At 71.2% G+C, this 12989-nt stretch carries 6 protein-coding genes and 1 pseudogene; 6 read left to right on the forward strand and 1 reads right to left on the reverse strand.

What is annotated here, in order from left to right:
- The first annotated feature begins 307 nt into the window (after positions 1-307).
- From topA to DRB89_RS35430, 4 genes and pseudogenes are all read left to right on the forward strand, one after another.
- Entirely contained in the window at positions 308-3142 is a 2835-nt protein-coding gene (topA, locus tag DRB89_RS35415) for a type I DNA topoisomerase (protein ID WP_112451404.1), read from the forward strand.
- A 225-nt stretch (positions 3143-3367) separates the two neighbouring features.
- A complete protein-coding gene (gene tmk, locus DRB89_RS35420) occupies positions 3368-6709 on the forward strand; it encodes a dTMP kinase (protein WP_112451403.1) in 3342 nt (1113 codons plus the stop codon).
- A gap of 113 nt (positions 6710-6822) precedes the next feature.
- Entirely contained in the window at positions 6823-8034 is a 1212-nt protein-coding gene (locus DRB89_RS35425) for a DNA polymerase III subunit delta' (protein ID WP_112453884.1), read from the forward strand.
- Between the two features lie 267 nt (positions 8035-8301).
- Positions 8302-8685 (forward strand): annotated as a pseudogene (locus DRB89_RS35430) (hypothetical protein); the annotation flags it as partial.
- Between the two features lie 4 nt (positions 8686-8689).
- Here DRB89_RS35430 and DRB89_RS35435 read toward each other — a convergent pair.
- On the reverse strand, positions 8690-9019 hold the full coding sequence (locus DRB89_RS35435; protein ID WP_112452310.1) for a ferredoxin: 330 nt from the start codon (positions 9017-9019) through the stop codon (positions 8690-8692).
- A 264-nt stretch (positions 9020-9283) separates the two neighbouring features.
- Between DRB89_RS35435 and arc the strand changes: the two genes are divergently transcribed.
- Together arc and dop are read left to right on the forward strand one after the other, a co-directional pair.
- Positions 9284-11050 carry a proteasome ATPase gene (gene arc, locus DRB89_RS35440; RefSeq protein ID WP_112452309.1) on the forward strand — a complete coding sequence of 589 codons (1767 nt, stop codon included), beginning with the start codon at positions 9284-9286 and terminating at the stop codon, positions 11048-11050.
- 250 nt (positions 11051-11300) lie between these two features.
- Entirely contained in the window at positions 11301-12812 is a 1512-nt protein-coding gene (gene dop, locus DRB89_RS35445) for a depupylase/deamidase Dop (protein ID WP_112452308.1), read from the forward strand.
- Positions 12813-12989: the final 177 nt, after the last annotated feature.

Below are 12989 nucleotides of genomic sequence, written 5' to 3' on the forward strand. Positions count from 1 at the left end.
GGGTTCCGGATCCCGCCCCGGCCGCCACGGCGCGCCGGGTTTCACCGGGTCTCCGGAATGTGCCCCGGGCGGTAAACGCCGACGTGAAGAGGGGTGCGGGAGCGGGGCCAGACGGCCCCCGGACCACCCTGCCCAGTGATCGCCGAGCGCCCGGCGCGGCATCCGGGCGGCAGAAATGGCACTTGTCGGGTTACCGTTCGAGTGGCCGTTGCGGGCTTCTGCCGTTTGACACGGGGGCGGGTTGTACCGTCACACTCCGCAGCGTCGCCGTACTGCGACCGAGTGCCGACCGGAGAGAAGAGCCAAGTTGTCCCCGACTAGCGAGACCGCAAAGGGCGGCCGCCGACTCGTCATCGTCGAGTCCCCTGCCAAGGCGAAGACGATCAAGGGCTACCTCGGCCCTGGATACGTCGTCGAGGCGAGCGTCGGGCACATCCGCGACCTCCCCAGCGGCGCGGCCGAGGTTCCCGACAAGTACACCGGCGAGGTGCGCCGGCTCGGCGTGGACGTCGAGCACGACTTCGCGCCGATCTACGTCGTCAACGCCGACAAGAAGGCCCAGGTCAGGAAGCTCAAGGAGCTGCTGGCCGAGTCCGACGAACTCTTCCTCGCCACCGATGAGGACCGCGAGGGCGAAGCCATCGCGTGGCACCTGCAGGAAGTCCTCAAGCCCAAGGTCCCCGTCCACCGGATGGTCTTCCACGAGATCACCAAGGACGCGATCCGCGACGCCGTCGCCAACCCGCGCGAGCTCAACCAGCGCATGGTCGACGCCCAGGAGACCCGCCGCATCCTCGACCGGCTCTACGGCTACGAGGTCTCGCCGGTCCTGTGGAAGAAGGTCATGCCGAAGCTGTCGGCGGGCCGCGTCCAGTCGGTGGCCACCCGCATGGTCGTCGAGAAGGAACGCGAGCGCATCGCCTTCCGCTCCGCCGAGTACTGGGACCTGACCGGCACCTTCGCCACCGGCCGCGCCGGTGACGCCTCCGACCCCTCCACGCTGGTCGCCCGGCTGAACTCGGTCGACGGCAAGCGCATCGCGCAGGGCCGCGACTTCGGCTCGACCGGGCAGCTCAAGGGCGAGGTGCTGCACCTCGACGAGGCGAACGCGCGGGCCCTGGCCGCCGCGCTGGAGCAGACCTCGTTCGCCGTCAAGTCGGTCGACTCCAAGCCGTACCGCCGCTCCCCGTACGCCCCGTTCCGCACGACGACGCTCCAGCAGGAGGCCTCGCGCAAGCTCGGCTTCGGTGCGAAGGCGACCATGCAGGTGGCGCAGAAGCTGTACGAGAACGGCTTCATCACCTACATGCGTACGGACTCCACGACGCTGTCGGAGACGGCCGTCACGGCCGCCCGCGCGCAGGTCACGCAGCTCTACGGGGCCGACTACCTGCCGGAGAAGCCCCGCGTCTACGCGGGCAAGGTCAAGAACGCGCAGGAGGCGCACGAGGCGATCCGTCCTTCGGGTGATCGTTTCCGCACTCCCGCCGAGACGGGTCTGACCGGCGACCAGTTCCGCCTGTACGAGCTCATCTGGAAGCGCACCGTCGCCTCCCAGATGAAGGACGCGGTCGGCAACTCGGTGACCGTGAAGATCGCCGGACGGGCGAGCGACGGCCGGGAGGCGGAATTCTCCGCGTCCGGCAAGACGATCACCTTCCACGGCTTCATGAAGGCCTACGTCGAGGGCGCGGACGACCCGAACGCCGAGCTCGACGACCGCGAGAAGCGCCTCCCGCAGGTCGCGGAGGGCGACGCGCTGTCGTCCGAGGGAATCACCGTCGACGGCCACGCGACCAAGCCGCCGGCCCGCTACACCGAGGCCTCGCTGGTCAAGGAGCTGGAAGAGCGCGAGATCGGCCGCCCGTCGACGTACGCGTCGATCATCGGCACGATCCTGGACCGCGGCTACGTCTTCAAGAAGGGCACGGCGCTCGTGCCGTCCTTCCTGTCGTTCGCCGTGGTCAACCTGCTGGAGACGCACTTCGGCCGGCTCGTCGACTACGACTTCACCGCCCGGATGGAGGACGACCTCGACCGCATCGCGCGGGGCGAGGCCCAGTCCGTGCCGTGGCTGAAGCGGTTCTACTTCGGCGCGGAGGACGCGACCGAGGTCGTGCCGGCCGACGGCGACGCGCTGGGCGGTCTGAAGGAGCTGGTGACCGACCTGGGCGCGATCGACGCCCGGGAGATCTCCTCCTTCCCCGTCGGCGAGGGCATCGTGCTGCGGGTCGGCCGCTACGGGCCGTACGTGGAGCGCGGTGAGAAGGACTCCGAGGGCCACCAGCGGGCGGACGTTCCCGAGGAGCTGGCCCCGGACGAGCTGACGGTCGAGTACGCGGAGGAGCTCTTCGCGAAGCCGAGCGGCGAGTTCGAGCTGGGCACGGACCCGGTGAGCGGGAACGAAATCGTCGCGAAGGACGGTCGCTACGGGCCGTACGTGACGGAGATCCTGCCCGAGGGCACGCCGAAGACCGGCAAGAACGCGGTCAAGCCGCGGACGGCCTCGCTGTTCCAGTCGATGAGCCTGGACACGGTGACCCTGGCCGACGCGCTCAAGCTGATGTCCCTGCCGCGGGTCGTCGGCGCGGACGCGGAGGGCGCGGAGATCACCGCGCAGAACGGCCGCTACGGCCCGTACCTGAAGAAGGGCACGGACTCGCGGTCGCTTGAGACCGAGGACCAGCTGTTCTCGATCACCCTGGAGCAGGCGCTCGCGATCTACGCGCAGCCCAAGCAGCGGGGGCGCGCGGCCGCGAAGCCGCCGCTGAAGGAGCTGGGGACCGACCCGGTGAGCGAGAAGCCGGTGGTCGTGAAGGACGGCCGGTTCGGGCCGTACGTGACGGACGGCGAGACGAACGCGACGCTGCGGCGGGACGACGACGTCGAGACGATCACGCCGGAGCGGGGCTACGAGCTGCTCGCGGAGAAGCGCGCGAAGGGCCCGGTCAAGAAGACGGCCAAGAAGGCGCCCGTGAAGAAGGCCCCGGCGAAGAAGGCGACGGCGACGAAGACGGCGGCGACGAAGACGGCTGCCGCCAAGAAGACGACGGCGGCGAAGAAGACCACGGCCGCGGTGAAGAAGACCACGGCCAAGAAGACGGTCGCGAAGAAGACGGCGGCCGCCCCGGCGGCCGAGTAGCGAGGCGAGGCGGGGCCCGTGCACTGAGCACGGGCCCCGCCTCTTTCTTTTCAGCCGTGGTCCGGCAGCTGTGGTCCGGCAGCTGTGGTCCGGTCCGGAGGGCGCGTCCGGAAGGTGGGTCCGGCAGTGGGTCGGGCAGGCGCGTCCGGCAGGTGGGTCGGGGGTCACATCGGACCTTGTCCACAGGGCTCCGCACCCGCCAAGCGCAGCGGATAGGCTGGGCGGATGACGCGAGCCGAGCAGCCAACGGTCGTGACCGCCCCCGACACCACCCCCACCTACGACGAAGCCCTCGCCGCGGACTCCCGCGAGCGGGCGGTGCGCGCGCTGCTGCGCACCCCTGGGCTCCGCCGTCTGTGGAGCGCCCAGTTGGTGAGCGGCATCGGTGACGCCCTCGCCCTGCTGGTCCTGGTGCTGCTGGCACTCCAGGCGGCCGTGGACCAGGAGCCCTTCGGCGGCGGTTACGCCGGCTGGGCCCTCGCCATCGCCGCCGTGTTCGGCGTCCGGGTGCTGTCCACGGTCCTCTTCGGGGCCGTCCTCCTCGGCCCCCTGGCCCAGCTCACCGCCGCCGGCGGCAAGCTGGACCGCCGCTGGACGATGATCGGCGCCGACGGGATCCGGCTCGGCCTCTTCGTCGTCGCCCCGCTGTGGCTCGACTGGATCCCGGCCCACGCGCTGACCGCCCTGCTCGCCACCGTGTTCGTCGCGGGCGGCGCCGAGCGGATCTGGGCGCTGGCCAAGGACAGCTCCGCGCCCGGCCTGGTGCCGTCGCCCCCGCCGGAGGGCGCGACCGTACGGCCGCTCCCCGACCACCTCGACGCGCTGCGCCGGCTGAACCTGCGCACCTCCTTCGCCGCCATGCCGATCGCCGCGGCCGCGCTGCTCGCCGCGACCCTGGTCGGCAAGGCCCTCGGACTCGGAGTCGGCTGGTTCGCCGACAACCGGGCCGCCCTCGGTTCGTACGTGGCCGCCGGCCTCTTCGCCGCGTCCGTGTCCCTGCTGCTGCCGCTGGTCCTGCCCGACGCGAAGACCCCGCGCCCGCGCTCGCCGCTGGAGGGCCTGCGCGCCCCCAGGGTCGGCGACCGTCCCGAGAAGGGGCGCACGGGGGCCGTTCCGCTGTTCGTGCTCGCCTGCGCCGCCGTCGCCGGAGCGATCGCCTCCGCCGCTGCCGTGGCGGTCCTGCACGCCGTCGACCTCGGGGGCGGCGCGGCCGCGTTCGCGCTGTTCGTACTGGCCCTGATCGGCGGCACCGCCCTCGGCATCCGCGCCACCCAGGCCGGCAAGGTCCTGCCCGCCCTGTCCCGGCGCCGCCTGCTGGCCCTGTCCATCGCGGTCGCCGGCCTCGCACTGCTGCTGACCGGGCTGGTCCCGGACACCGCGACCGTGCTGTTCCTGTCGCTGCTCGCCGGCGCCGCCGCGGGAGTCGCCGCCAACACCGGGCACACCCTGCTGGACCAGGAGACCGAGGAGTTCCGCAGGGCCCGGGTCACCGAGCACCTGCAGGCCGTCGTCCGGGTGGCCGTGGCCGTCGGGGCCGTCGTCGCCCCGCTGCTCGCCGCGGGGATCGGGCCGCACGAGCTGGCCGGCGGTGGGATCGTCTTCGCGCACGGCGGCGCGGCCTTCACGCTGATGCTGGTCGGCGCCCTGCTGCTGCCGGTCGCCGTCGTCGTCCTGGCCAAGGCCGACGACCGCAGCGGCGTACCGTTGCGCCGCGACCTGCGCGAGGCGCTGCGCGGCGGGGAACCGGTGCAGGCCGCGTCCGACGCCGGGTTCTTCATCGCTCTGGAGGGCGGTGACGGGGCCGGCAAGTCCACCCAGGTGGAGGCGATGGCCGACTGGATACGGGCCAAGGGCCACGAGGTCGTCGTCACGCGCGAGCCGGGGGCCACCCCGGTCGGCAAGCGGCTCCGCTCGATCCTGCTCGACGTCTCCTCCGCGGGGCTGTCGAACCGCGCCGAGGCCCTGCTGTACGCGGCCGACCGCGCCGAGCACGTGGACACGGTCGTACGGCCGGCCCTGGAGCGTGGCGCGGTGGTCATCACCGACCGCTACGTCGACTCCTCGGTGGCCTACCAGGGAGCCGGCCGCGATCTGTCGCCGACCGAGATCGCCCGCATCTCGCGCTGGGCCACGGACGGCCTCGTACCGAATCTGACCGTGCTGCTCGACGTGTCGCCGGAGACGGCCCGGGAGCGGTTCACGGAGGCGCCCGACCGGCTGGAGTCCGAGCCGGCCGAGTTCCACCAGCGGGTGCGCGCCGGATTCCTGACGCTGGCCGCGGCCGACCCCGGGCGCTACCTGGTGGTCGACGCGGGCCAGGACCCGGAGTCGGTCAGCACCGTCGTGCGCCACCGCCTGGACCGGATGCTGCCGCTCTCGGAGGCCGAGGTGGCAGCCCGGGTGGAGGCCCGGCGGCTCGCCGAGGAGGAGGCTGCGCGCAAGGCGAAGGAAGAGGCCGCGCGCAAGGCCGAGGAAGCCCGGCTGCTGGCCGAGGAAGAAGCCCGCAAGGCCCGCGAGGCGGAGGAGGCCCGGCTGCTGGCCGAGGCCGAGGCCGCCCGCAAGGAACGCGAGGAGCGGCTGCGCGCCGAGGAGGAGGCCCGGGAGCGGGCCGAGGCCGAGCGGCTGCGGCTGGAGGCCGAGGAGAAGGCCCGCGCGGTGGAGCGGGAGCGGCTGCGCAGGCAGGCCGAGGAGGAGTCGCGGCTGCGCGCCGAGGCGGAGGAGCGCCGGCTGGAGAAGCAGCGGCGGGCCGAGGAGGCCCTGCTGAAGGCCGAGCAGGCGCGCCGACTGGCCGAGGCCGCGGCGGCCGAGACGGCCGCGAAGGCCGCGGCGGCGACGAAGGCTGCGGCGGCCGCTGCTGCTGCGGCCACGGCTGCCGCCGCGCCCGCTGCGCCTGCCGCACCGGCGCCGGCCGCACCCGCCGCACCGGCACCCGCCGCACCCGCAGCACCGGCACCCGCCGCACCTGTCGTACCCGCCGCGCCCGCGCCCAGCCTGCGCAAGGAGCCGCACCCCGACGACGCCGTGACGGTCGAGACCCCGGCCGTGAAGCGGGTCGTGCAGCCGGACGACGTTACCCAGACGGTGCCGGTCCCGAAGGCCGACCCGGTGGCGGAGACCTCGGTGCTGCCGCAGGTCCGCGCGACGGGCCCGGCGGACGAGACCGCGGTCCTGCCTCCCGTACGCCCCGCGCGTCCGGCGGACGAGACGGCGGTCCTGCCTCCCGTACGCCCCGAGGGCGCGGCCACGGGCACCCGTGAGGGCGGGGCGGCGACGCGGTCGCCGGCTCCGGCACCTTCGTCCCGGTCCGCCTACTCCGCTTCGCGGCCGACGGCCCAGCGCCCCACGGAGAACCCGGCCGACCGGGTCCCGCCGGGCATCTTCCGCGACTCGGGCGACGACGCGACCCGCGAGCTGCCCGTCCTCGGTGAGGACGGCCGGCCGCGCCGGGCCCGCTCGGACTGGGCGGAGGAGACCCCGCTGGACGATCTGCCGACGCTGGCGGACGAGCTGCTCGGCCGGCGCCGGGACGACGAGGACGACGAAGGCCGGGGGCCGCGCCGCCGCTGAGGCGGGCGGTGACGTTGACGGTGCGGGCGGCGGGCTGACCGGGATTGTCAGTGGGAGCCGCCACACTGGGTGAGCAGGCACGGACGGTACGCGAGGGAAAGGCGGTGGGCGGGATGCCCGTATGGGACGACCTGGTGGGACAGGAGCGCGTCCAGACGCAGCTGGCCGCCGCCGCCCGCGATGCCGACGCCCTGGTCACCGCCATCGAGTCGGGGATCGCCCCGCCGACCGCCTCCAAGATGACGCACGCCTGGCTGTTCACCGGCCCGCCCGGCTCCGGGCGGGCCACCGCCGCCCGTGCCTTCGCGGCCGCGCTCCAGTGCACCAGCCCGGACCGCGCCCTCGGCGGCGAGCCCGGCTGCGGGTTCTGCGACGGCTGCCACACCACCGTGATCGGTACGCACGCCGATGTGGAGATCGTCCGTACCGACCAGCTGTCCATCGGCGTGAAGGACACCCGGGCCCTGGTGCGCCGGGCGCAGCTCTCCCCGGCCGTCGGGCGCTGGCAGGTCATCGTCATGGAGGACGCCGACCGGCTGACGGAAGGCGCGGGCAACGTACTGCTCAAGGCCGTGGAGGAGCCCGCTCCGCGGACCGTGTGGCTGCTGTGCGCGCCCTCGCTGGAGGACGTGCTGCCGACCATCCGCTCGCGCTGCCGCCACCTGACGCTGCGCACCCCGCCGGTGTCCGCCGTCGCCGAGGTGCTGGTCCGACGCGACGGCATCGAGCCGGCCGTCGCCCAGGCCGCGGCCCGCGCGACCCAGGGGCACATCGGCCGGGCCCGCCGGCTCGCGACCGACGAGGCCGCGCGCTCCCGCCGGGCCACGGTGCTGAAGCTGCCGCTGCGCGTGGACGATGTGGGCGGCTGCCTCAAGGCCGCGCAGGAACTGGTGGACGCCGCCGCGGAGGACGCCAAGCAGGTCGCCGAAGAGGTGGACGTCAAGGAGACCGAGGAGCTGAGGGCCGCGCTCGGCGCCGGAGCCGGTACGGGCGGGCGGATGCCGCGCGGTACGGCGGGCGTGATGAAGGAGCTCGAGGACCGGCAGAAGCGCCGGCGCACGCGCACGCAGCGCGACAGCCTCGACCTGGCGCTGACCGATCTCACCGGCTTCTACCGGGACGTGCTGGCCCTGCAGCTCGGCTCCTCGCTGGCCATCGCGAACGAAGAGATACGACACGACCTGGACCGGATCGCCCGGGACTCGGGCCCCGAGCGCACCTTGCGGCGCATCGAGGCGATCATCGCGTGCCGGCGGGCGCTGGACCGCAATGTGTCCCCGCTGCTCGCGGTCGAGGCGATGACGATGTCCCTGCGCGCGGGCTGACCCGCGGGGGGCCGTCCGGCGCGGGTCAGCCCGCGCGCAGGGACATCGGAATGGATGTCCTGATCGATTCGGCTGGCCGGGGGCCGGCCCACTTGCGATCGACACCACCGGTCCGGCGGCGCAGGATGGAAGGGACGGACGCATTCCGGCTGCCCGCGTCGCCTGTGGTGGCGGGCGCCCGGACCGACGGCTCCCCACCACCACCCGCAGGCCGAGGACTCCCCGAAGGGCCCCGAGGCGGCCGCCCCCGACGCCGGAGCGCTCACCTACCCACTCGACTGCAACGGCGCCCCACAAGCCGTCACGGCCACCGCCGAAGGCGACCTCGACGGCGACGGCCGCCCCGAAACCGTGGCGGCCGTCCGCTGCGACGCCGGATCCGGCACCCCGCCGCACGCGATCTACGTACTCACCCGGGACACCGGCAAGAACACGGGCCCCCGCGTCGTCGCCACCCTGCTCGAAGCCGGCCGCCGACAGACCGCCACCGACCTCACCGTGCGCGACGGAGTCGTCACCGCGACGCTCCTCGGCTACTCCTCGCCCGAGATCCCCCGCTACAGCCCCGACACGAAACAGTTCGCCAAGTGGCGCTGGACCGGCGGAAAATTCCGCCAGGAGCTTACGGACTCGACCGCCACAGGTGTTTGAACCGTCACTCCGCGTCGGGACCGAAGACCTCGACCCTGTCCGAAACGCGCCTTACATGGATGCAGTCGCCGGGACATTCCTTGGCCGAATCGACCACGTCCTGGAGCAGCACCAGCGGAACCGGAGTGGTCGCCCCCGCCTCCACGAGCAGCTCGTCGGCGGAGCCCTTCACATACGCCAGACCGTCGATGTCCAGCTCGAACACCTCCGGCGCGTACTGCACACAGATGCCGTCGCCGGTGCAGAGGTCCTGGTCGATCCAGACCTCGAGCGGCTCTCCGGCCTCGCCGACGCCACCGGTCTGGTCGGAGGTTGCCTCCTGCTGCACGGTCATATCTCCTGCCGTTCCCTGCGATGAGTGATCCATCCCGGACACAACCCGCGGCAAGTCGCACGAGCTCTGACGGGTGTTGAACACTTCGACCTTACAACCGGCCGCTTCCCGAGTTTGATGGGTGGGTATTTCCTTGGCGTGAGGGAGTACGCAAGGGTGAAGATCGGACACACCCCTACCGTCTTTGTGATCTAGGGGTTTCAATCACCACCAGCCCAGGTAGGGTCAGAAAGCGTCCAGCTCCCCTTGGAGGAGGTGAGGACCGTGGCAGCCCACGACGACGACATCAACCACGGCATCCGGCCCGGGCGAGGGTCTGAGGACCCCGCCGGCCAGGTTGCCTATCTCGAGCAGGAAATCGCCGTCCTGCGACGTAAGCTCGCCGACTCTCCGCGACACACGAGGATTCTCGAAGAGCGGATCGTCGAGCTCCAGACAAACCTGGCAGGCGTCTCCGCCCAGAACGAGCGTCTGGCCAATACCCTGCGCGAGGCCCGCGACCAGATCGTGGCCCTCAAGGAAGAAGTCGACCGGCTCGCACAGCCGCCGGCCGGCTTCGGAGTCTTCCTGCAGGCGAACGAAGACGGAACCGTCGACATCTTCACCGGCGGCCGAAAGCTCCGAGTGAACGTGAGCCCCAGCGTCGAACCGGAAGACCTCCGGCGCGGCCAGGAGGTCATGCTCAACGAAGCCCTCAACGTGGTCGAAGCCATGGAATTCGAGCGCGCCGGGGACATCGTCACCCTCAAGGAGATCCTCGAGGACGGCGAGCGCGCCCTGGTGGTCGGGCACACCGACGAGGAAAGGGTGGTGAGGCTCGCCGAGCCGCTCCTGGACGTCACCATCCGCCCCGGCGACTCCCTGCTGCTCGAACCCCGCTCCGGCTACGTCTACGAGATCGTTCCCAAGAGCGAGGTCGAGGACCTCGTCCTCGAAGAGGTCCCCGACATCGACTACGACAAGATCGGCGGCCTGGGCGACCAGATCGAACTGATCCGCGACGCCGTCGAGCTCCCCTACCTCTACCCCGACCTCTTCAAGGAACACGAACTGCGGCCCCCCAAGGGCATCCTGCTCTACGGCCCCCCCGGCTGCGGCAAGACGCTCATCGCCAAGGCCGTCGCCAACTCCCTTGCCAAGAAGGTCGCCGAGGTCACCGGCCAGCCCACCGGGAAGTCCTACTTCCTGAACATCAAGGGCCCCGAACTCCTCAACAAGTACGTCGGCGAGACCGAGCGGCACATCCGCCTCGTCTTCCAACGTGCCAGGGAGAAGGCGAGCGAGGGCACCCCCGTCATCGTCTTCTTCGACGAGATGGAATCCCTCTTCCGCACCCGCGGATCCGGAGTCAGCTCGGACGTGGAGAACACCATCGTCCCCCAGCTGCTCGCCGAGATCGACGGCGTGGAAGGCCTGGAGAACGTCATCGTCATCGGCGCCTCCAACCGCGAGGACATGATCGACCCGGCCATCCTGCGCCCCGGCCGGCTCGACGTGAAGATCAAGATCGAGCGCCCCGGAGCCGAGGCGGCGAAGGACATCTTCGCGAAGTACCTCAAGGCCACGCTCCCGCTGCACACGGACGACCTGGGCGAGCACCAGGGCTCCACGGCGGAAACCGTCCACAGCATGATCCAGACCGTCGTCGAGCAGATGTACGCCGAAACCGAGGAGAACCGCTTCCTCGAGGTCACGTACGCCAACGGTGACAAGGAAGTCCTCTACTTCAAGGACTTCAACTCGGGCGCGATGATCCAGAACATCGTGGACCGTGCGAAGAAGATGGCCATCAAGGCCTTCCTCGAGCACAACCAGAAGGGCCTTCGCGTCGCCCACCTCCTCCAGGCTTGCGTGGACGAGTTCAAGGAGAACGAAGACCTCCCCAACACCACCAACCCCGACGACTGGGCCCGAATCTCCGGAAAGAAGGGCGAGCGGATCGTATTCATCCGCACGCTCGTCACCGGAAAGCAAGGCGCGGACACCGGACGCTCCATCGACACGGTGGCCAACACCGGTCAGTACCTCTGACGAAGCGGGCCGGCTGCGGGAGCCCGCAAGGGCACCCGCAGCCGACTGCTTTACCGACTGCTCTTTTCAGCCGGTGACCGGTCGAATTCAATGACCGAAATGATCTCCCCACCGGCGCGGAGTGGTTCTAGGCTCATCCGTACCGCAGGTCGCGCAGTGCGGGGACGGGCACCGCACACGACGCACCGGAGCACCAGCGGTACTTGAGCGCCGCTCCCGAACGGGAGCGCCGCCGGGCAAGGAGGGCCGCATGACCGTACGGCGAGTAATGGGGATCGAGACGGAGTACGGGATCTCCGTCCCGGGGCACCCGAACGCCAATGCCATGCTCACCTCATCCCAGATCGTCAACGCCTACGCGGCGGCGATGCACCGGGCGCGACGCGCCCGCTGGGACTTCGAGGAGGAGAACCCGCTGCGGGACGCCCGCGGCTTCGACCTCGCCCGCGAGGCCGCCGACAACAGCCAGCTCACCGACGAGGACATCGGCCTCGCCAACGTCATCCTCACCAACGGCGCACGGCTCTACGTCGACCACGCGCACCCCGAGTACAGCTCCCCGGAGATCACCAACCCGCTCGACGCCGTCCTCTGGGACAAGGCCGGCGAGCGGATCATGGCCGAGGCGGCAGTCAGGGCCGCCCAGCTCCCCGGAGCCCAGCCCATCCACCTCTACAAGAACAACACCGACAACAAGGGCGCCTCCTACGGCACGCACGAGAACTACCTGATGAAGCGGGAAACCCCCTTCTCGGACATCGTGCGCCACCTCACCCCCTTCTTCGTCTCCCGCCAGGTCGTCACCGGCGCCGGCCGCGTCGGCATCGGCCAGGACGGCCGCGAACACGGCTTCCAGATCAGCCAGCGCGCCGACTACTTCGAGGTCGAGGTCGGCCTCGAGACCACCCTCAAGCGCCCCATCATCAACACCCGCGACGAACCGCACTCGGACGCCGAGAAGTACCGCCGGCTCCACGTGATCATCGGCGACGCCAACCTCTCCGAGATCTCCACCTACCTCAAGCTCGGCACGACCGCACTCGTCCTGTCCATGATCGAAGACGGCTACATCAACGTCGACCTCGCCGTGGACCAGCCCGTGCGCACCCTGCACCACGTCTCCCACGACCCCGACCTGCAGTACCTGATCACGCTGCGCAGCGGGCGGACGCTGACCGCCGTACAGCTCCAGATGGAGTACTACGAGCTGGCCAGGAAGTACGTGGAGGAGCGTTTCGGCTCCGACGCGGACGAGCAGACCAAGGACGTGCTGGCCCGCTGGGAGGACGTACTGGGCCGGCTCGAGACCGACCCGATGAGCCTGTCGGGAGAGCTCGACTGGATCGCGAAGCGGGAGATCCTGGAGGGCTACCGGCGGCGCGACGGCCTCGAGTGGGACGCCGCCCGGCTCCACCTCGTGGACCTGCAGTACTCCGACGTACGGCCCGAGAAGGGGCTGTACAACCGCCTGGTGGCCCGCGGCAAGATGAAGCGGCTGCTGGAGGAGCCGGCCGTGGAGCGCGCGCAGAGCAAGCCGCCGGAGGACACCCGGGCGTACTTCCGGGGCCGGTGCCTGGAGCAGTACGCGGACGACGTGGCCGCGGCCTCCTGGGACTCGGTGATCTTCGACCTGCCGGGCCACGACTCCCTCCAGCGGGTCCCGACCCTGGAGCCCCTGCGGGGCACGCGGGCCCATGTGAAGGAGCTCCTGGACCGCTGTCGGACGGCGGAGGACCTGGTACGGGTGCTGTCGGGCCGCTGAGCCCCCTTTCCGATCCCTCGGCGGGGGCTGAAAGGCCCCCGCCGAGGGAATCATGAGGACACCTGCACGTTGTCAAAGTGCGGGGCGAATGTCGGGCCCTCCTTGTAGGGTCCGACGTAGGGTCTGATCTTGAGGGATCCCGAATTCCCGGGGTCTCTCGACGTGAGCGTGCGAACC

The organism is Streptomyces sp. ICC4, from assembly GCF_003287915.1.
Classification (GTDB): Bacteria; Actinomycetota; Actinomycetes; order Streptomycetales; family Streptomycetaceae; genus Streptomyces; species Streptomyces tritrimontium.